We start from the raw sequence: 19,386 nt of genomic DNA on the forward strand, positions 1-19,386 counted from the left end.
ATGGGTGCTCGCGCGGCGGGCGAGCCCAGGTGGGTCAGCGGGGCTGGACGAAGCCGGTCTCGACGAGGCGCGCCAGCGCGCGCTCGACGGCGGGCCGCTTGGCTGCCGGCACGGCGGCCAGTGCGTCGCCCGCCGAGGGCGCGTCGCCGAGCGCGCGGACGACGGTGACCAGGTCGAGGTCCTTGAGCAGCGAGAGCCGGCGGGTGGCGTAGGAGTACGCCAGCGCGCCGAAGCGTTCCGGCCGCAGCGCCACCTTCGGATGCAGGCGGTAGGGCAGCGCCGGGTCGAACGTCACCCCGGATGCCTTGGCCACGGCATGCGCCGGTGTCGGGTGAGAGGACGCCGTGGGCGCGCCCTCAGGCGCGCCCACGGGTGTCAGGCCAGGAGTCATCTGGGACAGCGGCGATCTAGTAGACGCCGCACATGCCGTCGATCGAGACGTCCTCGACGAGGAGGTCCTCCACGATCGGCTCGGCCGGCGCGCCGGCCTCGAGGGTGCTGGCGGCCGCGATGTCCGTCGTCGGGGCGAGCGAGTCCATACCGTTCCTCCTGTGTGTTCATTGGCCAAGTGCGGGCCTTGGTGTTCTGCGGCCAGGTGCGGGCCGTGGTGTTCTGTGGCCAGGCGCAGGCCGTTGCCTCCTGTTGCCAGAAGCGGGCGGCTGTTGTCGGCGGCCGGCCGTGCGGGCACCGCGAGGCTCCACCTGGCCGCGTTGCGTGACGCGGTGTGGCGAGCCCTGGCGCCCGGCGCTGTCGGGGGCGTGGGTGGCGCGTCGTCGTCGACGGCCGGGGCGGAGGCCGCTGGGCCGGCGACGGGCCCGGCTCGCGCCGTACCCACGCCACCGGGGCCGGGCATGGTGCCAGGCCCGGCCGGGGCGCCGCCGCTACCAGCGGACTTCCATGTGCAGTGTGACCCGGAAACCACCGTTCTGTCGCGCGGAAAGGTGTTGTTGGGTGGTTCGCCATTGCGGCTGCTGACGTTGTCCGTCGCGGGAGGCTCCGTATGGGAGGCGCTTCTGGCCGGTCGGCCGGTCGGCCGGGCCGGGCCGGGCGCCGGGGCGCTCGCCCGCCGGCTCGTCGACGCGGGCCTGGCCTGGCCGGTGCCGCCGGCCCAGCCTGGCGGCCGGATGGCGACGGTTACGGCGGTGCTGCCGGTGCGAGACGGCGCGGCCGGGCTCGGCACGCTGATCGCGGCGCTGGCCCGCCGGTGCGCCGAGGTGATCGTCGTCGACGACGGTTCGACCGACGCGACGGGCGCGGTCGCGGCGGCCGCCGGAGCCCGGGTGCTGCGCCACGAACGCCCACGCGGCCCGGCCGCCGCCCGGCTCACGGGCGCGGCGGCCGCGACCACCCCTCTCGTGCTGTTCTGCGACGCCGACATCCAGCTCCCCGACGAGCTGGGTGCCGCGACCGGCCATGCGGGCTGGCTGGGTCTGTTGCTCGGGCACCTCGCCGACCCGGCCGTCGCGGCCGTCGCGCCACGGGTGGCGTCCCCCGTGCAGGTGGGGGCGCGGGCCGGGCTGCTGGCCAGATACGAGAGCGCCCGGTCGCCGCTGGACCTCGGGGCGCGGCCCGCGGCGGTCCGGCCGGGGTCGCGGGTGAGCTACGTGCCGACGGCGGTGCTGCTGGTCCGCCGGGAACTGGTCGGCTTCGACCCGGCGCTGCGGTACGGCGAGGACGTGGACCTCGTCTGGCGGCTGGTCGCGGCCGGGTGGTCGGTGCGTTACGAGCCGGCGGCGGTCGTTCATCACCGGCCGCGCGCTGACTGGTTTGGCTGGGCCAGGCAGCGGTTCGGTTACGGCTCCTCGGCCGGTCCGCTGGCCGTCCGCCACGCCGGCCCGCTGCGTCCGGCGAGCCCTGCCGCGCTCGCCGGGGCCGGGGCCGTCGCGCTCGCCGCCGCCCCCGCGGGCGCGGCACGGCGAGCCGTCGTCGGGGCTGTCGGCGTGGCGACCGCTGGTCGTGGCGTGCTCACCGCGTCCCGACTGTCCCGCCGGCTGGCCGCGGCGCCGAGACCGGGACGCCTCGCCTGGGTGATGGTGCTCGCCGGGCGCCGTTACGCCGTCGAGGCCGCCGCTGACAACATCCGCCGCGGCTGGTGGCCGCTGCTGGCGAGCAGCCGGGCGGGGCGACGGGTGTTCGCCGCGGCCGTCGTCATCCCCGCCGGCCGCGACTGGTGGATCACTCGCCCGCCGGTCGGGCTCGGGCCCTACGTGCTGGTGCGGATGCTGGACGACGCCGCCTACAGTGCCGGTGTCTGGTGGGGCTGTGCCCGTGCCCGGACGGCTCGCCCGCTGCTCCCGCCTGGGCCGCCCTGGGCTGGGCGGGTGGCCGCCGCCCTGCGCCCCAGGCGAAGCACGGGCGCGAGGGCCGGCGGCCAACGGGGGTGAGCGGGGCGGGCCCGCGGCTAACCTGTTGAGCTGTGAACTATCTCGACCATGCGGCGACGACGCCGATGCGGCCGGAGGCGCTCGCCGCGTTCATGGCGGCGCACGCGGTCGCGGGCAATCCGTCGTCGCTGCATGCCGGCGGCCGCCAGGCCCGCCGGGCGGTCGAGGAGTCCCGCGAGGCGCTCGCCGGCGTGCTCGGCTGCCGGCCCTCCGAGCTGATCTTCACCGGTGGCGGGACGGAAAGCGACAACCTCGCCCTGAAGGGCCTGTACTGGGCCCGCCGGGCGGCCGACCCGCGCCGGCGCCGGGTGCTCGTCAGCGCGGTGGAGCATCACGCCGTGCTGGACCCGGCGCACTGGCTGGAGCAGTCGCAGGACGCCGTCCTGGAGCTGCTGCCGGTCGACGAGACCGGGCTCGTGTCCCCGCGTACCCTCGCCGCCGCGCTCTGCGCCGGCGACGGGCCGGACGACGTCGCGGTGGTCTCGGTGATGTGGGCGAACAACGAGGTCGGCACCGTGCAGCCGGTCGCAGAGCTGGCGGAGCTCAGCCACGCCCACGGGGTGCCGTTCCACACCGACGCCGTGCAGGCGTTCGGGCAGGTGCCGCTGGGGTTCACCGACAGCGGCGTCGACGCGATGACGGTCACCGCCCACAAGATCGGCGGGCCGGTCGGTATCGGCGCGCTGCTGCTGCGCCGCGGCCTGACCGTCACCCCGCTCACCCACGGCGGCGGGCAGGAGCGGGACGTCCGGTCCGGCACGCTGGACGCCGCCGGCGCAGCCGCGTTCGCCGCCGCCGCGCAGGCCGCCGCGAGCGGCCTCCCGGCCGAGGCCGCTCGGCTCGCTTCGCTGCGCGACGAGCTGGTCCGCCAGGTGCTGGCCGCGGTGCCGACGGCGGTGCTCAACGGCGCCCCGCCCGGTCCCGGCCGGCTGCCCGGCAACGCCCACCTGAGCTTCCCCGGCTGCGAGGGCGACTCGCTGCTCATGCTGCTCGACGCCCGGGGCATCGAGTGCTCGACCGGCTCGGCCTGCACCTCCGGGGTGGCTCGCCCGTCGCACGTGCTGCTGGCGATGGGCGCCGGCGAGCCGAGCGCCCGCGGCTCCCTGCGGTTCTCGCTGGGGCACACGTCGACGGCCGCGGACGTCGAGGCCGTCGTCGCCGCGATCGCCCCGGTCGTCGACCGGGCCAGCCGCGCGGGCGAGCTCGCCGGCCTCGGCGGGACCTAGGGCACGGGTCAGGCATTCTGGAGGGGACAGCATTCTCGAGGGGCGAAGCGCACAGGGGGTGGCGTGATGCGGGTGCTCGCCGCGATGTCGGGCGGGGTGGACTCGGCGGTCGCCGCCGCGCGTGCCGTCGACGCCGGGCACGAGGTCACCGGCGTGCACCTGGCGCTGTCCCGCTCGCCGGACGCCGAGCGCACCGGCGCCAGGGGCTGCTGCACGGTCGAGGACGCCCGTGACGCCCGCCGCGCCGCCGACGTGCTGGGCATCCCGTTCTACGTCTGGGACCTGGCCGACCGGTTCGAGACCGACGTGATCGCGGACTTCGTCGCCGCGTATGCCGCCGGTGAGACGCCGAACCCGTGCGTGCGCTGCAACGAGCGGATCAAGTTCTCCGCCGTGCTGGGCCGGGCGCTCGCGCTCGGCTTCGACGCCGTCGTCACGGGGCACCACGCCCGGCTGTCCGCCGACGGCGTGCTGCGCCGCTCGGTCGACCCGGCCAAGGACCAGTCCTACGTGCTCGGCACGCTGCGCCCCGAGCAGCTGCGCCGGGCGATCTTCCCGCTGGGCGATTCCACGAAGGCGCAGGTGCGGGCCGAGGCCGCCGCCCGTGGCCTGGGCGTCGCCGACAAGCCGGACAGCCACGACATCTGCTTCGTCCCGTCGGGTGACACCGGCGCCTGGCTGCGCGACCGGCTGGGAGCCAAGCCGGGGCCGATCGTCGACGCGGCGACCGGGGAGACCCTCGGCGCGCACGACGGGACCTTCGCGTTCACCGTCGGCCAGCGGCGCGGGCTGCGCCTCGGCCGCCCGGCGCCGGACGGCCGGCCCCGCTACGTCCTGGACATCTCGCCGGTGACGTCGACCGTGACCGTCGGCCCGGCCGAGTCGCTGGACGTGTGGCGGCTGGTCGCGGACGCGGGCGTGTGGGCGGCGCCCGAAGGGGTCGACGTCGAGTGCCTCGCCCAGGTCCGTGCGCACGGCGACGCTGTGCCGGCTGTCGCGCGGGCCGACGGGGGCGAGCTGTCGATCGAGCTGCGCGCTCCGGTCCGTGGCACGGCCGCCGGCCAGGCCGTCGTTCTCTATGACGGCGACCGGGTTCTCGGCGGCGGTCACATCCTGCGCACGATGGCCGAGCGCGCCCTGGCGTAGGCGCGCGGCGCGCGCCCGGCGCGCGCTGACCCCCGGAGGACATCCGGCTGGAATAGCTTTGATCGCGTGACAACAAGTGGTGAGTCGGGATGGACGTCCCTGTGGCCGGCGGGGGCCGCCACAGGAGTCGGATCGCTGCCGGGAAACGACCCGCTGATCGCGGCGAAGCTGGTGTTCGACGAGTTCCCCGACCTGCCGCATCTGGTGGAGCTGCCGGGCCGCGGGCCGGGCGGGGACATGCTCGGCCGGGCCGCGGCGATCGCGGCCGAGCTGCCGGTGGACCTGCAGCCGTCCGGTTGGCGCCTGGTGGCGCGGCCCGGGCTGGACTACCGGCGGGCGCGCGGCATGGTCGAGCAGGACCTCGACGCGATCGAGGAGGCCGCCGACGGGTATGTCGGCCCCCTGAAGATCGCGGTCGCCGGGCCGTGGACGCTCGCGGCCGGCGTCGAGCTGACCCGCGGCCACAAGGCCCTGTCCGACCATGGCGCGACCCGTGACCTGGCCGAGTCGCTGGCCGTCGGCCTGGACGACCTGCTGACGACGATCGCGCGGCGGGTGCCCGGTGCCCGGCTGCTCGTCCAGCTCGACGAGCCGTCCCTGCCGGCGGTGCTCGCGGGCCGGATTCGTACCCCGAGCGGGTTCTCGGTGCTCCGGGTCGTCAAGGAGGAGCTGGCCGGCGAGCGGCTCGGGCTGGTCCTGGCGAAGGCCGCCGCCGCGAACCACGTGGCCGGGGTGGGGGTGCACTGCTGCGCGCCCGACGTGCCGCTGGCGCTGCTGCGCCGGGCCGGCGCGCAGTTCGTCGGCCTGGACGCGACCCTCCTCAGCGAGGCCGACGACGACTCCATCGGCGAGGCCGTGGAGTCCGGGCTGCGGCTGATGATGGGGGTCGTCCCGTCGACCGACCGGATCGACACGGTGGCGCCACCGTCCCCGTCGGCGGCCCTCGCGGCGGACGCGAAGATCGGGACCGGGCCGCGCCGGCCCGTCGCCGCGGCGCGCGGCAGGTCGAGCGAGCGGATCGCGTGGGCCACCGATCGTGACGAGGCGCCGGACAGCCAGGAGCGCGGCCCGGCCGCCGGTGGCGGCTGGTCGGATCTGTCGGACCCGGGTCGTACGGTCGACCCAGTCCGGTCGCTGTGGCGCCGGCTGGGATTTCGGCCCGAACAGCTCGGGGAGGTGGTCGCCGTGACTCCCACCTGTGGACTCGCCGGCGCGAGTGAGCGGTACGCGCGCCTGGCGATGCGGCACTGCCGGGCCGCGGCCCGGGTGCTCGTGGAGTCACCCGAATGAGCGGCCCCACGCCGGACGAGACGGCGACCGCCGACGAGGCCGAGCTCGCGGCCGCGGGCGTCCAGGCCGGGGCCGAGGAGGTGCCCGCGGACGCGCGGGCCCGGGCCGCGGAGCTCGCCCGGGTGCTCGACGAGCACGCCTACCGCTACTACGTGCTGGCCGCGCCGACCGTCTCGGACGCCGAGTACGACGTGCTCTACCGCGAGCTCGTCGCGCTGGAGGAGCGTTACCCGGCCCTGCGCACCCCGGACTCGCCGACCCAGAAGGTCACCGAGACCCCGTCCGAGCTGTTCGAGCCGGTCACCCACCTGGAACGGCTTCTCTCGCTGGACAACGCCTTCGACGAGGACGAGTTCCAGGCCTGGGCGGCCAGGGCCACGAAGGAGACCTCGGTCGCGGCCTGGCTCTGCGAGCTGAAGATCGACGGGCTCGCGGTCGACCTGGTTTACGAGGACGGCGTGCTGGTCCGCGCCGCGACCCGGGGCGACGGCCGGGTGGGGGAGGACATCACCGCCAACATCCGCACGCTGCGCAGCGTCCCGGCGCGGCTGCGCGGGCCGAACGTCCCGGCGCTGCTGGAGGTGCGTGGGGAGGTCTTCTTCCCGGTCGCCGCGTTCGTGGCGCTCAACGAGTCACTGGTCGCCGACGGGAAGAAGCCGTACGCCAACCCACGCAACACCGCGGCCGGCTCGCTGCGGCAGAAGGACCCGCAGGTGACGGCGTCCCGAGGCCTGGCGATGTACGTGCACGGCCTGGGCGCCCGCCGCGGGTTCGACCCGCCCTCGCAGTCGGCGGCCTACGAGGCGCTCGCCGAGCTGGGGCTGCCGATCTCCCCGCGCTACCGGGTGGTCGGCGACGTCGACGCCGTGCTGGCCTACATCCGCGAGTGGGGCGAGCACCGCCACGACGTCGAGCACGAGATCGACGGCGTGGTGGTCAAGGTCGACGACCTGGCCACCCAGGGCCGGCTCGGCGCCACCTCCAAGGCGCCCCGGTGGGCGATCGCCTACAAGTACCCGCCGGAGGAGGTGACCACCCGGCTGAAATCGATCGAGGTGAACGTCGGCCGGACCGGCCGGGTGACCCCGTTCGGCGTGCTGGAGCCCGTCACGGTGGCCGGCTCGACGGTGGGCCTGGCCACGCTGCACAACGCCGACCAGGTGAAGGCCAAGGGCGTCCTGATCGGTGACATGATCATCCTGCGCAAGGCTGGCGACGTGATCCCCGAGATCGTCGGGCCGGTCGTCGATCTGCGCGACGGCACCGAGCGCGAGTTCGTCTTCCCCACCCACTGCCCGGAGTGCGGCACCGAGCTGGTCCGCCCGGAGGGCGAGGCCGACACCCGCTGCCCGAACACGGTCGGCTGCCCGGCCCAGCGCCGAGAGGCGATCATCCACCTGGCGTCGCGCGGCGCCCTGGACATCGACGGCCTCGGCGGCGAGAGCGCGATCGACCTGATCGAGGCTGGCCGGGTCAAGGACATCGCGGACGTCTTCCACCTCGACGAGCGGTCCTTCACCGGGATGCCGCTGTTCGAGCGGATCGAGACCGTCCGCGACGAGAACGGCAAGCTCGTCAAGGGCCCGGACGGCAAGGCGCTGCGCCGGTCGGTGCTCGGCAAGAAGGCCGAGCAGGTCCTCAAGGGCATCGAGGCGGCCCGGCACCGCCCGCTGTGGCGCCTGCTCGTCGGCCTGTCGATCCGCCACGTCGGCCCGTCCGCGGCCCAGGCGCTGGCCAGGGAGCTGCGCTCGACCGACGCGATCCGGGCGGCCAGCCTGGAGGAACTGGCGGTCGTCGACGGTGTCGGCCCGACGATCGCGGCCGCCGTCGTCGAGTGGTTCGCCGACCCGCGTCACCTCGACCTGGTCGAACGGCTGCGGGCCGGCGGCGTGACCCTGGCCGACGAGGGCGCCGACGAGGGCCCGCGCCCGCTGGCCGGCGTCACCGTCGTCATCACCGGCTCGCTGGAGGGCTACACCCGGGACTCGGCGACGGAGGCGGTCCAGAACCTGGGCGGCAAGGTCAGCGGCTCGGTCAGCAAGAAGACCAGCTTTGTCATCGCGGGCGAGAACGCCGGGACGAAGTACGACAAGGCCGTATCCCTGAAGGTCCCGATCCTCGACGAGGCCGGCCTCCGCGTCCTGCTCACCGAGGGCGTCGAAGCGGCCGGTGCCTTGGCCCAGGTCAGCGACCCGACGTCGCCCGCGGAGCCGTCCGGGGTCACCGCGGGTCCCTCCGACCCGGCCGCCTCTCGAACGGAGTAGCCGCAGGCCCCGGCCTTCGTTGATCGCCGTTTGGCCCTCGGATGGTCGTAGGCAGGGTGTTTCACGACCGGTAGCGGGCCAAAACGACGATCAAGGCCCGATGGTGGCGCCGTCGGTAGGCCGGGCCGCCCGGGGCCGCGCGGCAGGACCTACAGCGCTGTGCGGCGGGCGAGGGACGCGGTGATGCCGGCCAGGTGGGCCAGGCGGGCGACCTCGGAGGAGCGGAACCTCGGGCCACCGGGACGGCCGATGAGGATCACCAGCTCGGCGCAGCCGACGGGGGCGGCGGCGAGCTCCATGCCGCGTTCGGACCAGCGCGCAGGCAGGCCGCCTTCGGCCGGGTCGATCACCCGGGCCTCGGGCAGCGGCAGCCACGGCACCGGCTCGATCGCCCGCGGCGGGCTCGCGTAGTCGTACACGCCCAGGTCCGGCGCGCCGACCGACGCCTCCCGGATGCGCACGTCGCCCGGCCCGGCGTAGTCGAGCAGCAGAGCCCAGTCCGCGTGGAAGACCCCGGGCACGAGGTCGGCGAGCATGGCGGCCGCCTCGCCCGGCCGGTCGGTGAGCGCGTCCACCAGGTCCAGGTCGTCGCTGACCCCGGCCCCGTCCGCGAGGTACGGCCGCAGCGACTCGACCCGCACGCCCGCGACCGAGTGCGCGGCCGTCAGCGCGCTGTCCGCGAGGCCACCCATGGGCAGCTGCACCACCAGGTCGTCGATCGCGCCGTCCGTCGACCGTTCGACGACGGCGAGGCTGATGATGTCGATCCCGACCCGCCCCAGCGCCGTCGCCACCGCCCCCAGCGCGCCGGGTCGGTCGGGCAGCAGCAGACGCAGGAGGTACGACATGACGTCGAGGATTCCGGATCGGCGTGACGCTGTGGTGACATCCGCGTGCGTTCCTGAATGTCGTCGCGGCTGTGCGGCCGCCGCGCGTGGGAAGATCGCGCCTTGCCCGGCGGCAGGCGCGTCGGCGTCCGCCGTACGATGAGGCTACGCAGACACGCCGAGGTGTCGCCCGTCGTCGCCGCCCGGCAAAATTCATTGTCCGGTCAGGCCGTTGGCTGGACACTGGCGACAACCGGCCGGTAGACGGCCGTAGAACAGGGGTCCACCGCCATGGCCATCACGAGGGACGAGGTCGCGCATCTCGCCCGCCTGTCGCGGATGTCGCTGTCGGATGCCGAGCTCGACGCGCTCGCACCACAGCTGGACCAGATCCTGTCCGCCGTCGCCCGGGTCGCCGAGGTCGCGGCGGCGGACATCCCGCCCACCAGCCATGCTGTGCCGCTTACCAACGTCTTCCGGGTCGACACGACCCGGCCGTCGCTGACGGCGGAGGAGGCACTCGCCGGGGCGCCGTCCGCCGAGGAAGGCCGTTTCCGGGTACCGCGCATCCTCGACCCGGACGAGTAGCGGCGCCCAGGCACGCGACGCCCGCTCGCCGGACGGAGCCTCGGTGGCCGAGCCAGGCCAGGGGGACCGCCCAGGCCGACGCGGCGGGCCGCGAACCCCGAGGACGAGGCGTCGACGCACCCGCGCGGCCAGATCCGCCGCCGATCGCGGACAGTCCCGGTGAACGCGGGACCCAGACGAACCAGGAAGCCTCCCAGAGGCCCACAGACGACAGAGAAGGACCGACCGCAGCCATGACCGACGCATCCGCCGACGTCGTCCGGCTCACCGCCGTCGAGACCGCGGCAGCGATCGCGGCCGGCGAGCTGTCCGCCGTCGAGGCCACCCAGGCGGCGCTCGACCGGATCGCCAAGGTCGACGACGCCGTGCACGCCTTCCTGCACGTCGACGTCGAGGGCGCGCTCGCCACCGCGGCCGGGGTCGACACCCGCCGCGCCGCCGGTGAGCAGCTCGGGCCGCTCGCCGGCGTCCCGCTCGCCCTCAAGGACGTCCTGACGGCCAAGGGCCAGCCGACGACCTGCGGGAGCCGCATCCTCGAGGGCTGGTACCCGCCGTACGACGCGACCGTCACCGCGCGCCTGCGGGCCGCCGACGTCGTGATCCTCGGCAAGGCCAACATGGACGAGTTCGCCATGGGCTCCTCCACCGAGAACTCGGCCTACGGCGCCACCCGCAACCCGTGGGACCTCAGCCGCATCCCCGGTGGCAGCTCCGGCGGCTCGTCGGCCGCGGTCGCCGCCTTCGAGGCGCCGCTGGCGATCGGCACGGACACGGGCGGGTCGATCCGCCAGCCGGCCGCCGTCTGCGGCCTGGTCGGGGTGAAGCCCACCTACGGCGGGGTGTCGCGCTACGGGCTGGTGGCCTTCTCCAGCTCGCTGGACCAGGCCGGCCCGCTGGCCAGGACCGTCACCGACGCCGCGCTGCTGCACGCGGCGATCGCCGGCCACGATCCGTGCGACTCCACCAGCGTCGACCGGCCGGTCCCGCCGGTGGTCGAGGCCGCCGTGCGCCGCGAGGTGCGCGGGCTGCGGATCGGCGTGGTCCGGGAGCTGTCCGGGGACGGCTACGAGCCCGGCGTGCAGGCCCGCTTCGACGAGGCGGTGGCGCTGCTCGCCGAGCTCGGGGCGGAGATCGTCGAGGTCAGCTGCCCGCACTTCGACTACGCGCTGGCCGCCTACTACCTGATCGCGCCGAGCGAGTGCTCGTCGAACCTGGCCCGGTTCGACGCGATGCGCTTCGGCCTGCGGCTCGGCGACGACGGGCTGGCCGGCGCCGAGGAGGTCATGAGCCGCACCCGGGCGGCCGGTTTCGGCCCCGAGGTCAAGCGGCGGATCATCCTGGGCACCTACGCCCTGTCGTCCGGCTACTACGACGCCTACTACGGCCAGGCGCAGAAGGTACGGACGCTGATCAGCCGGGACTTCACCGCGGCGTTCGAGCAGGTCGACGTGCTCGTCTCGCCGACCACGCCCACGGTCGCGTTCCCGATCGGGGCGAAGGTCGACGACCCGATCGCCATGTACCTCAACGACCTGTGCACGATCCCGGCGAACCTGGCGGGCGTGCCGGCGATGAGCGTCCCGGCCGGCCTCTCTGACGGATTGCCGGTCGGCTTCCAGATCATGGCCCCGGCCTTCGCCGACGAGCGGCTCTACGAGGTCGGCGGCGCGCTGGAGACGGCGCTCGACGCCCGCCGCGGCTACCCGCTGCTGGCGGCCGCGCCCGCGCTCTAGCGCGGGGCCGGCCGGACGAGACGGAAGGAAACGACATCATGGTCGGGCTGCGCAGCAGGCGGCAGGACCGGACGCTGCTGATCGTGCTGTGGCTGTTCACCGCCATCGTGCTGGTGCTCGGCGGGTTCGCGGTAAGCCCGATCCTGCTGGTCTGGGGGACGGTCGGGCTCCTGGCCGCGATCTTCCTGACCTACATCCACGTGCGCGACACCCGCGGGCAGGGCGGCGGCCCAGGAGCCCAGGACACGCCGGGCCAGGACGAGGACGCGGCAACCACGAACCCAGAAGACACAGCCACGCGCACGGACGCAGAGGAGTCCCGGTGAGCACGGACGGCGCCGTCATCGCCACCCCGTCCTTCGAGGACGCGGTCGCCCGGTACGAGCCGGTGATCGGCCTGGAGACGCACGTCGAGCTCGGCACCGCGTCGAAGATGTTCTGCGGCTGCTCGACCTCGTTCGGCGCCGCGCCGAACACCCAGGTCTGCCCGGTCTGCCTCGGGCTGCCCGGCGCGCTGCCGGTGGTCAACGAGGCGGCGATCCGGTTCGCCGTCATGATCGGCCTGGCGCTGAACTGCTCGATCGCGTCCTGGTGCCGGTTCGCGCGGAAGAACTACTTCTACCCGGACATGCCGAAGAACTTCCAGATCAGCCAGTACGACGAGCCGCTGTGCTCGAACGGCTGGCTGGCCGTCGAGGTCGACGGGGAGGTGCACCGGGTCGGCATCACCCGGGTGCACCTGGAGGAGGACACCGGCAAGTCGCTGCACGTCGGTGGCGCCACCGGCCGGATCCACGGCGCGACCCACTCGCTCGTCGACTACAACCGGGCCGGCATCCCGCTGGTGGAGATCGTCACCGAGCCGGACATCCGCTCGCCCGAGGTCGCCCGCGCCTACGTCGAGGAACTGCGCGAGCTGTGCCGCTCGCTCGCCGTGTCCGACGTCCGGATGGAGCAGGGCTCGCTGCGTTGCGACGCGAACGTCTCGCTGCGCCGCCGGCCGGTCCCCGGCGAGCCGGACGCGCCGTTCGGCACCCGGACGGAGACCAAGAACCTCAACTCGCTGCGGTCGGTCGAGCGGGCCGCCCGTTACGAGATCACCCGCCAGGCGGCGCTGCTGGACGGTGGCGAGCGGATCCACCAGGAGACCCGCCACTTCGAGGAGGCCTCGGGCCGTACCGCGGCCGGCCGGTCGAAGGAGGAGGCGACCGACTACCGGTATTTCCCGGAGCCGGACCTGACTCCACTGGCGCTGACCCGGGAGTACATCGACGCCGTCGGGGCGTCGCTGCCTGAGCTGCCGTCGCAGCGGCGGGCCCGGCTGATCGCCGAGCACGGCTTCAGCCCGCGCGATCTCGTCGACATGAGCAACGCGGGCGCGCTCGAACTGGTCGAGGAGACGATCGCCGCCGGCGCGTCCGCCCCGGCGGCGCGCAAGTGGTGGCTCAACGAGCTGGCCCGGCGCGCGTCCGACCAGGGCGTGACCCCCGCGGAGCTGGCGATCCGGCCGGTCGACGTGGCCCGGATCATCGAGCTGATCGCCGACGGGAGCCTCACGGACGCGCTGGCCCGCAAGGTCATCGACGGTGTGCTCGCCGGCGAGGGCGACCCGGACGAGGTCGTGTCGGCCCGGGGCCTGGCTGTCGTCACCGATGACACCGCGCTGTCCGCGGCCGTCGACACCGCGATCGCCGCGTCCCCGGACCTCGCCGACAAGGTCCGCGGCGGCAACCTCAACGCCGTCGGCCCGCTCGTCGGCGCCGTCATGAAGGCCATGAAGGGCCAGGCCGTCGCCTCGACCGTCCGGGCACTCCTGCTGGAGCGACTCGGCGCGGCGTAGACGCGGACGGCCGATCGGTCTCGCCGGGGCGAGGCCGATCGGCCGTGGGCCGTCCGGGGGAGGCGTTCCGGACCGGTCGCCTGGTCAGACCGTGGTCCGGCGGATCGTGCTGAACCCGCCGGCCAGCAGGGCCGCGGCGAGCACGGCCAGGATCGCGGTCAGTCCCAGCGCGTCGGCGCTGGTGAGGAAGTCGCCGACGCCGGCCCAGGCGTGCGTCCAGGTGACGACCAGGATGGCGACGACCGCCACGGTGACCTGGGCGGCGCCGAAGGCGAGCGAACCGAGGATGCTCCAGCGGCGGAACACGATCCCGAACCACATGCCGTAGGCGAACAGCATTGCGATGCTCACGAACGACGTCAGCCAGGTGATGTACCAGGGACCGTCGAGGATGTCGGCGATCCGGAAGAAGTACAGGTGCCCGCCCCAGCCGCCGGTGGCCCGCTCGATCGCCTGCAGCGCGGTGATCGCGGCACCGTCGGCCGCGGCGATGGCCGCCCAGAGGCAGATCGTCCCCAGGTAGTAGGACCGCCTGCTGACACCCAGGGCGAGTCCGAACGGCAGCGACGCCGTGGTGCTGTAGAGCCCGCAGACGAGCACGTAGATGAAGATCGCGCCAAGCCCGCCGGTCCGCACCCCGTCCACCTGGGTGGACACGACCAGGTTGACGACGAAGCTGAACCCGACGATGGCCCAGGGCATGCCCAGGTAGACCAGCCGGTTGACCAGGTGGTACTGGGCGACGTTGGTGATGGTGCGCCGGGTGGTCATGCGTTCGTCCTCTCCAGCGAGTCCTCGCCGGCCTGGCCGGAGACGGCGACCAGCATCTGTTGCAGGGACAGGGGTTCCATCCGCAGGTGCAGCTCCTGCGCGCGCAGCCGGTCGGACTCGTCGAGAGGCTCGGCCAGGACGACGGCCTCCTGCGACGCGAGCGTGCGCCGTTCCCAGGTGGGGCGCCCGGCGACGAGCTCGGCCACCGCGGCGGACGGGCCGCTCACCGACGTGTACCGGCCCCGCAGGTCGTCGGCCGCGGCGTTCAGGACGACCCGGCCGCGGCTGATGATCACGACCTGGTCGAGCAGGCCGGCGACCTCGTCGACCAGGTGGGTGGACAGCAGCACGGTGCGCGGGTGCTCCGCGTAGTCCAGGAGGAGCCGGTCGTAGAACACCTGGCGCGCGACCGCGTCCAGGCCGGCGTAGGGCTCGTCGAACAGCACGACCTCGGTTCGCGCCGCCAGGCCGATGACGATGCTCAGCGCGGACCGCATCCCCCGGGACAGCTTCTTGACCGGTCGGCGGCTCGGCAGCTCGAACTCGGCGACCAGATCGTCGGCCAGCTCGGTGCTCCAGTTCGGGTAGAACAGCGCCGCCATCCGCAGGGCGTCGCGGACCCGGATGTCCGGGAAGACCTGGTCCTCGCGCACGAAGACCATGCGGCGCAGGATGGCGTCGTTCTCGACCGGGCTGGCGCCGAGGACCAGCACCTGGCCGGCCGACGGGAACTGCTGGGCGGCGATGATCCGCATCAGCGTCGTCTTGCCGGCGCCGTTGCGGCCCAGCAGCCCGGTGATCGTGGGGCCCTGGAGGTCGAGCGTGACGTCGTCCAGGGCGACGTGGCCCCGGTAGCGCCTGGTCACGCCGGTGAGCGAGATCGTCGTGGTCATGGGGTGACGCCCTCCTGCGTGTGGCTGGCCTCGTGGATCAGGGCGGTCAGGGTCTCGGCGTCGATCCCGAGCCGGGTGGCCTCGGTGACCAGCGGGGCGACATAGCGCTCCGCGAACCGCTTGCGGCGCTCCTGGATCAGGCGGTCCCGGGCGCCCGCGGCGACGAACATGCCGATGCCGCGCCGCTTCTCCAGCAGTCCGTCGTCGGTCAGCACGTTGATTCCCTTCGCCGCGGTGGCTGGGTTGATCCGGTAGAAGGCGGCCAACTCGTTGGTCGATGGCACTCGTCCGCCCTCCGCCAGGGCGCCATCGGCGATCTCCTCGGCCAGTCGCTCGGCGATCTGGGCGAACAGCGGTGTCCCCTCATCGAGCAAGACCCCTCCCTTCGTCGCTCGGTTGGTTACCTACTCAAGTAACTAACCAATGAGGCGATCTGTCAAGGGAGATCTCCGCGCGAAGCGGGCGGGCCGGGTGCCGCGGCCGGTGGCGAACGCGACAAGATCACAGTCCTGGCGGGCGCGCCCTGTTCGGGTCGGCCTGTGCGACCATCGGAAGAATGGCCGCCGCCTCCCGGAAGCTGCTCGCGTGCAGCGATCTGCACGTCCGCCATCAGGAGAACCGGGCCGTGGTCGAGGCGATGCGTCCGACCGGGGACGACGACTGGCTGCTCGTCGTCGGTGACGTGGCCGAGTACGTCGCCGAGTTCCGCTGGGCGCTCACGCTGCTGGCCGGCAGGTTCGCGAAGGTCATCTGGGTGCCGGGCAACCACGAGCTGTGGACGCCGAACCGCGACCCGGTCCAGCTACGCGGGGTCGCCCGTTACTGGCACCTGGTCGACATCTGCCGCGAGCTCGGCGTGCTCACGCCGGAGGACCCCTACCCGACCTGGGACGGGCCGGGCGGGCCGGTCGTGGTCGCGCCGATGTTCCTGCTCTACGACTACACGTTCCGCCCGCAGGGCACGTCGACCAAGGCCGAGGCGCTCGCCTACGCCTACTCGACCGGCGTCGTCTGCTCGGACGAGCACCTGCTGCACCCCGACCCGTTCCCGGCCATCGACGACTGGTGCCGGTCCCGGGTCGCGCTCACCGAGCAGCGGCTGGAGGCGCTCGACCCCGCGGGCCCGCCGACCCTGCTGGTCAACCACTTCCCGCTGGTCCGGGAGCCGACCAGGGTGCTGCGCTACCCCGAGTTCGCGCAGTGGTGCGGCACCGAGCTGACCGCCGACTGGCACCTGCGCTTCCGGGCCGCCGCCGCCGTCTACGGCCACCTGCACATCCCGCGCACCACCAGCTACGACGGCGTCCGCTTCGAGGAGGTCTCCCTCGGCTACCCCCGAGAGTGGACCCGCCGCCCGGCCCACTACCAACGCCCCCCACTCCGCCAGATCCTCCCCGTCGAGGCCTGACTGGTCGGCTGAGCTCAGCCGGGGGCGGCGGCGGTGGTTGCGGGGGCGGTGGCCGGGTTGGCCGGGGGTGGGAGGTTGCCGTCGAGGGCGTTCAGGAAGGCGGCGGCGAGCGGGGCGGCGGACTCGGCGCCGAAGCCGCCGTCCTCGACGAGGACCGCGAAGGCGATCGGGCCCCGGTAGCCGACGAACCAGGCGTGGGTCGGCGGCGGGTTCCCCGCGTTGTACTCGGCCGTGCCGGTCTTGCCGAACACCTCACCGGGGAACTGGACCTGCGCCGCAGTCCCGTCCGTGACGACCGCCCGCATGAACGAGCGCAGGTCCGGCAGGATCTTCGCCGGCAGCTGGTGGGACCGGGCCGGGCCGCCGACGACGAACGGTGAGCGCCAGGTGCCGCTGGCCACCGCGGCCGCGACGCTCGCCATCTGCGCCGGAGACGCGGCGATCCGCCCCTGGCCGATCGCGGACGAGGCCAGCTCGGCGCCGTCCCGCGGGGCCGGGAAGACGCCCCCGACGCTCGCGATCGGCAACGGCGCCGCCCCGTCGAAGCCGTACAGCTGGGCGGCCTTCTCCAGCGCGCCAGGGGGTAGCGACTCGGCGAGGCCGACGAAAGCCGTGTTGCAGCTGCGCGCGAACGCGTCGCGCAGCGTCAGCGGCCCGAACTTCTCGTTCTCCGCGTTCGAGAAGGATCGGCCGCCGGCCAGGATGGTCTGCGAGCAGTCCAGCTGGGTGTTGGCGTTACGCCCGTTCATCAGCGCGGCGGTCGCCGTCACGATCTTGAAAGTCGAGCCCGGTGGGTACGTGCCGCGCAGGGCCCGGCCGTAGCCGCTGGGCGGGTGATTCGCCGACGCGAGGATGCCCCCGGTCCGGGTGTCGATCGCGACGAGCGCCGCGGCCGGCCACCGCGAGGTCGCCAGCGCCGCCTCGGCGGCCTGCTGGACGGAGAGGCTGATGGAGGTGCGTATCGTCTGGCCGTTGGCCATCGGCCAGGTCTGCGGGGTCTTCACCGTTTTCCCCGCCGCGTCGCGCAGCACGATCTGGCCGCCGAGAGCCTCGAGCCGGTCGTTGTAGGCCCGCTGCAGCCCGCTCGGCGGGGAGATCTGGCCGACGAGGTTGCCGGCGAGATCCTGGTCCTCCGTCAGCGGCCGGCCCGCTCTGTCGAGCAGCTGCCCGCGGCTGGCCGTCGAGCCGGTCCGGTCGAACCGCAGCCCCTGCGCGAGGTCGGGCTGCACCGAGGACAGCCGCGCCTGCACCCGCCACACGCCACCGAGCTTCGTCAGCGACAGCTGGCCGGGGTAGGTCCACGGCGTCGGCGCGTCGGCCAGGCGCAGCGTCGCGGTGTAGGGGACTGTCGCGCTGGTGCCGGCGCGGTGGACCTTGCCGGGGGTGAAGCTGGCGTCGCTGATGCGCAGCCGGTCGCGCATGTCGGTCATCGCGGTGACCAGGGTCGGGACGTCGGTGTCGCCCGGGACGGTGACGGCCGCGATCCCGGCCGCGCCCGCCGCGCCCGGCCCGGTGACGGCGGAGACACCGGCAGCGCCCGCGCCCGCGCCGCCGCCCGCTCCCGCGCCACCGTGCGCCGAACCCGTGGCGACGAACAGGGCGGGCGCCGCGGAGGCCCGCGGCGTGACGGTCGCGCTCGGCGTGGCCGACGGGCCGGCCGCGTTGCCGTTCGCCGCGGCCCGGGACGGCGTCACGGCCGGGGGTGTGACCGGGCGGTCCCGGTCGATCGCCCGCCACGACCCGAGATAGGCCACCGCGACGTCGCGGACGGCGCGGTCGGCGGAGTTCCGGTCGCGCGCGGTCTTCCAGAGGAACCCGCCGCCGGCCCCGGCGCCGAGCAGCAGCAGCACGGCCGCCGCCAGCGCGGCGCCGCGCCGTGGGCCCCGCCGGCGCCGGCCCCCGCCGCCCATCGCTGTGAAACCGCCTGGAGTCAAAGGCACGGCGCTACCTCCCCCGATCGCCGCGACGGCTCGCGCCCGGACCGTCCGTCATCGGTGCTGGTCCGGGGATGCCGACGGCCGTAACTTACGTTGGGTAGCGGCTCGCCGCATGTCGCGTCAGAGCTGGGTGCTGCCTGCCGGTGCCGGAGAGCCCCAACCGCCGGGCGCGCGCGGGACGCCGGACCGGCCGAGGGCCGGCCTGGGCCTCCGGTGGCGTGGCGTCAGGCCGGCGTGGTGGCGAGGCTGGCGAACGACTCGCTGACCGTGGCCCGGTTGGGCAGCTGGGCCGTGCAGGCCAGCTGCTGTACCCCGGCGTTCCACCCGTCGGCACCCGGTTCCAACGCGCTGGAGACGATCTCCAGGTCGGGCCTGGCATGACTGGTGTAGCTCAGGAAGGCCTTGGCGCACTGGGTTGCCGCGAGGCTGTCCAGGGCCGCGGATCCGGGCCAGATGTCGCCGGGCACCTGTCCGGTGAGGCCGAGAATCTTGACCACCTCGGCGCGGTGCGGCGTCGTGCACGAGACGACCATGGCGCCGGTGGAGCCCGGCCGCAGCGCCCAGGTGATGCAGTCGCCGACCTTCAGCGTCGGCAGCAGGGCCGAGGACACCTGGTAGCCGCTGGCCGTCCGCGGCGCCAGGGGCGCGGTCGTGGAGGTGGCTCGGCCAGTGCCGGTCGCGGTCGGCGTCGTGGCCGGAGTGCGATTGGTTGTGTGACGCAGCGTGATGACGATGCTCATGACGCCGGCGAGCACCGCGACGAAGGCGAGGATCCGCGCGGCCCGTCGACGCCGCGGCCCCGGGCCCGGAGCCCAGACCATCCTGTGCATTCCGGCGGGAAGGCGCCGGTTGGCGGGCACGACCTGGCAACGGCCCGGATCGCGCCGGTCGCCCGTCCGACCGCGCTCGGCGGCGGAGGGCTCGACGAACCGCGCGGCCCGGACGAATCCCTCGTCCAAGCGCAAGTTCTCGAAGGGGTCCCGGTGCTCCGCGGGCTCCCGTTCCGGCGACGCCATGGCAGCAACGGTAAACCCGCGCCGGGCCATCCCGATGGTCTTTCCATCAACGTGCGGATAGAC

At 74.2% G+C, this 19,386-nt stretch carries 18 protein-coding genes; 10 read left to right on the plus strand and 8 right to left on the minus strand.

The genetic code is table 11. The annotated features are described in order from the left end of the window. Positions 1-34: 34 nt before the first annotated feature. Complete coding sequence (mftB, locus tag FRAEUI1C_RS05010; RefSeq protein WP_232425297.1) at positions 35-313, minus strand: mycofactocin biosynthesis chaperone MftB; 279 nt, start codon at positions 311-313, stop codon at positions 35-37. 94 nt (positions 314-407) lie between these two features. Continuing rightward, complete coding sequence (mftA, locus tag FRAEUI1C_RS37125; protein WP_013422193.1) at positions 408-539, minus strand: mycofactocin precursor MftA; 132 nt, start codon at positions 537-539, stop codon at positions 408-410. Positions 540-851: 312 nt separating this feature from the next. Between mftA and mftF the strand changes: the two genes are divergently transcribed. The 5 genes from mftF to ligA all read left to right on the plus strand — a co-directional run bounded on the left by mftF (position 852) and on the right by ligA (position 8,310). Then, the gene (gene mftF, locus FRAEUI1C_RS05015) at positions 852-2,384 is read left to right on the plus strand and encodes a mycofactocin biosynthesis glycosyltransferase MftF (RefSeq protein WP_049806826.1); all 1,533 of its coding nucleotides are present in this window, start codon (positions 852-854) and stop codon (positions 2,382-2,384) included. Between the two features lie 32 nt (positions 2,385-2,416). Then, positions 2,417-3,610, plus strand: coding sequence for a cysteine desulfurase family protein (locus FRAEUI1C_RS05020; RefSeq protein ID WP_013422195.1), 1,194 nt, complete (start codon positions 2,417-2,419; stop codon positions 3,608-3,610). Positions 3,611-3,676: 66 nt separating this feature from the next. Continuing rightward, positions 3,677-4,756, plus strand: a complete 1,080-nt coding sequence (mnmA, locus tag FRAEUI1C_RS05025) for a tRNA 2-thiouridine(34) synthase MnmA (RefSeq protein WP_013422196.1) — start codon at positions 3,677-3,679, stop codon at positions 4,754-4,756. A gap of 66 nt (positions 4,757-4,822) precedes the next feature. Continuing rightward, on the plus strand, positions 4,823-6,046 hold the full coding sequence (locus FRAEUI1C_RS05030; protein WP_013422197.1) for a methionine synthase: 1,224 nt from the start codon (positions 4,823-4,825) through the stop codon (positions 6,044-6,046). Further along, positions 6,043-8,310, plus strand: a complete 2,268-nt coding sequence (ligA, locus tag FRAEUI1C_RS05035) for an NAD-dependent DNA ligase LigA (protein ID WP_013422198.1) — start codon at positions 6,043-6,045, stop codon at positions 8,308-8,310. The genes FRAEUI1C_RS05030 and ligA overlap by 4 nt, the downstream gene beginning before the upstream one ends. 149 nt (positions 8,311-8,459) lie before the next feature. On the opposite strand, the gene FRAEUI1C_RS05040 is transcribed toward ligA, so the two are convergent. Beyond that, a complete protein-coding gene (locus FRAEUI1C_RS05040; RefSeq protein WP_013422199.1) occupies positions 8,460-9,158 on the minus strand; it encodes an ACT domain-containing protein in 699 nt (232 codons plus the stop codon). Positions 9,159-9,428: 270 nt separating this feature from the next. On the opposite strand from FRAEUI1C_RS05040, the gene gatC reads away from it, so the two are divergent. The 4 genes from gatC (at position 9,429) to gatB (ending at position 13,298) form a co-directional block, all read left to right on the plus strand. Further along, a complete protein-coding gene (gene gatC / locus FRAEUI1C_RS05045; RefSeq protein WP_013422200.1) occupies positions 9,429-9,725 on the plus strand; it encodes an Asp-tRNA(Asn)/Glu-tRNA(Gln) amidotransferase subunit GatC in 297 nt (98 codons plus the stop codon). Positions 9,726-9,958: 233 nt separating this feature from the next. After that, complete coding sequence (gene gatA, locus FRAEUI1C_RS05050) at positions 9,959-11,458, plus strand: Asp-tRNA(Asn)/Glu-tRNA(Gln) amidotransferase subunit GatA (RefSeq protein WP_013422201.1); 1,500 nt, start codon at positions 9,959-9,961, stop codon at positions 11,456-11,458. A 38-nt stretch (positions 11,459-11,496) separates the two neighbouring features. Then, positions 11,497-11,784, plus strand: coding sequence for a hypothetical protein (locus FRAEUI1C_RS05055; RefSeq protein ID WP_013422202.1), 288 nt, complete (start codon positions 11,497-11,499; stop codon positions 11,782-11,784). Continuing rightward, entirely contained in the window at positions 11,781-13,298 is a 1,518-nt protein-coding gene (gatB, locus tag FRAEUI1C_RS05060) for an Asp-tRNA(Asn)/Glu-tRNA(Gln) amidotransferase subunit GatB (RefSeq protein WP_013422203.1), read from the plus strand. Before FRAEUI1C_RS05055 ends, gatB begins: the two co-directional genes overlap by 4 nt. A gap of 84 nt (positions 13,299-13,382) precedes the next feature. On the opposite strand, the gene FRAEUI1C_RS05065 is transcribed toward gatB, so the two are convergent. The 3 genes from FRAEUI1C_RS05065 to FRAEUI1C_RS05075 are packed head-to-tail and all read right to left on the minus strand — an operon-like array spanning position 13,383 to position 15,336. Continuing rightward, positions 13,383-14,069, minus strand: a complete 687-nt coding sequence (locus tag FRAEUI1C_RS05065) for a hypothetical protein (RefSeq protein WP_013422204.1) — start codon at positions 14,067-14,069, stop codon at positions 13,383-13,385. Further along, the gene (locus FRAEUI1C_RS05070; protein ID WP_013422205.1) at positions 14,066-14,962 is read right to left on the minus strand and encodes an ABC transporter ATP-binding protein; all 897 of its coding nucleotides are present in this window, start codon (positions 14,960-14,962) and stop codon (positions 14,066-14,068) included. Before FRAEUI1C_RS05070 ends, FRAEUI1C_RS05065 begins: the two co-directional genes overlap by 4 nt. Then, entirely contained in the window at positions 14,959-15,336 is a 378-nt protein-coding gene (locus FRAEUI1C_RS05075) for a GntR family transcriptional regulator (RefSeq protein WP_013422206.1), read from the minus strand. Before FRAEUI1C_RS05075 ends, FRAEUI1C_RS05070 begins: the two co-directional genes overlap by 4 nt. 182 nt (positions 15,337-15,518) lie before the next feature. On the opposite strand from FRAEUI1C_RS05075, the gene FRAEUI1C_RS05080 reads away from it, so the two are divergent. After that, positions 15,519-16,370, plus strand: coding sequence for a metallophosphoesterase family protein (locus tag FRAEUI1C_RS05080; RefSeq protein WP_013422207.1), 852 nt, complete (start codon positions 15,519-15,521; stop codon positions 16,368-16,370). A gap of 14 nt (positions 16,371-16,384) precedes the next feature. Here the strand turns inward: FRAEUI1C_RS05080 and FRAEUI1C_RS05085 are convergent, their stop codons facing one another. Beyond that, positions 16,385-18,280, minus strand: a complete 1,896-nt coding sequence (locus FRAEUI1C_RS05085; protein ID WP_013422208.1) for a penicillin-binding transpeptidase domain-containing protein — start codon at positions 18,278-18,280, stop codon at positions 16,385-16,387. Between the two features lie 251 nt (positions 18,281-18,531). Then, the gene (locus FRAEUI1C_RS05090) at positions 18,532-19,323 is read right to left on the minus strand and encodes a septum formation family protein (protein ID WP_232425300.1); all 792 of its coding nucleotides are present in this window, start codon (positions 19,321-19,323) and stop codon (positions 18,532-18,534) included. Positions 19,324-19,386 lie beyond the last annotated feature (63 nt).

Source organism: Pseudofrankia inefficax, assembly GCF_000166135.1.
GTDB classification, from domain to species: Bacteria; Actinomycetota; Actinomycetes; order Frankiales; family Frankiaceae; genus Pseudofrankia; species Pseudofrankia inefficax.

What these genes read in the sequence shown, in the direction of transcription:
- FRAEUI1C_RS05070 (WP_013422205.1), bottom strand. Translation starts at nt 14,962, where the DNA reads ATGACCACGACGATCTCGCTCACCGGCGTGACCAGGCGCTACCGGGGC.
- FRAEUI1C_RS05055 (WP_013422202.1), top strand. Translation starts at nt 11,497, where the DNA reads ATGGTCGGGCTGCGCAGCAGGCGGCAGGACCGGACGCTGCTGATCGTG.
- mftF (WP_049806826.1), top strand. Translation starts at nt 852, where the DNA reads ATGGTGCCAGGCCCGGCCGGGGCGCCGCCGCTACCAGCGGACTTCCAT.
- mnmA (WP_013422196.1), top strand. Translation starts at nt 3,677, where the DNA reads ATGCGGGTGCTCGCCGCGATGTCGGGCGGGGTGGACTCGGCGGTCGCC.
- mftA (WP_013422193.1), bottom strand. Translation starts at nt 539, where the DNA reads ATGGACTCGCTCGCCCCGACGACGGACATCGCGGCCGCCAGCACCCTC.
- ligA (WP_013422198.1), top strand. Translation starts at nt 6,043, where the DNA reads ATGAGCGGCCCCACGCCGGACGAGACGGCGACCGCCGACGAGGCCGAG.
- FRAEUI1C_RS05085 (WP_013422208.1), bottom strand. Translation starts at nt 18,280, where the DNA reads ATGGGCGGCGGGGGCCGGCGCCGGCGGGGCCCACGGCGCGGCGCCGCG.
- FRAEUI1C_RS05090 (WP_232425300.1), bottom strand. Translation starts at nt 19,323, where the DNA reads ATGGCGTCGCCGGAACGGGAGCCCGCGGAGCACCGGGACCCCTTCGAG.
- gatC (WP_013422200.1), top strand. Translation starts at nt 9,429, where the DNA reads ATGGCCATCACGAGGGACGAGGTCGCGCATCTCGCCCGCCTGTCGCGG.
- FRAEUI1C_RS05065 (WP_013422204.1), bottom strand. Translation starts at nt 14,069, where the DNA reads ATGACCACCCGGCGCACCATCACCAACGTCGCCCAGTACCACCTGGTC.
- FRAEUI1C_RS05040 (WP_013422199.1), bottom strand. Translation starts at nt 9,158, where the DNA reads ATGTCGTACCTCCTGCGTCTGCTGCTGCCCGACCGACCCGGCGCGCTG.
- gatA (WP_013422201.1), top strand. Translation starts at nt 9,959, where the DNA reads ATGACCGACGCATCCGCCGACGTCGTCCGGCTCACCGCCGTCGAGACC.
- FRAEUI1C_RS05080 (WP_013422207.1), top strand. Translation starts at nt 15,519, where the DNA reads ATGGCCGCCGCCTCCCGGAAGCTGCTCGCGTGCAGCGATCTGCACGTC.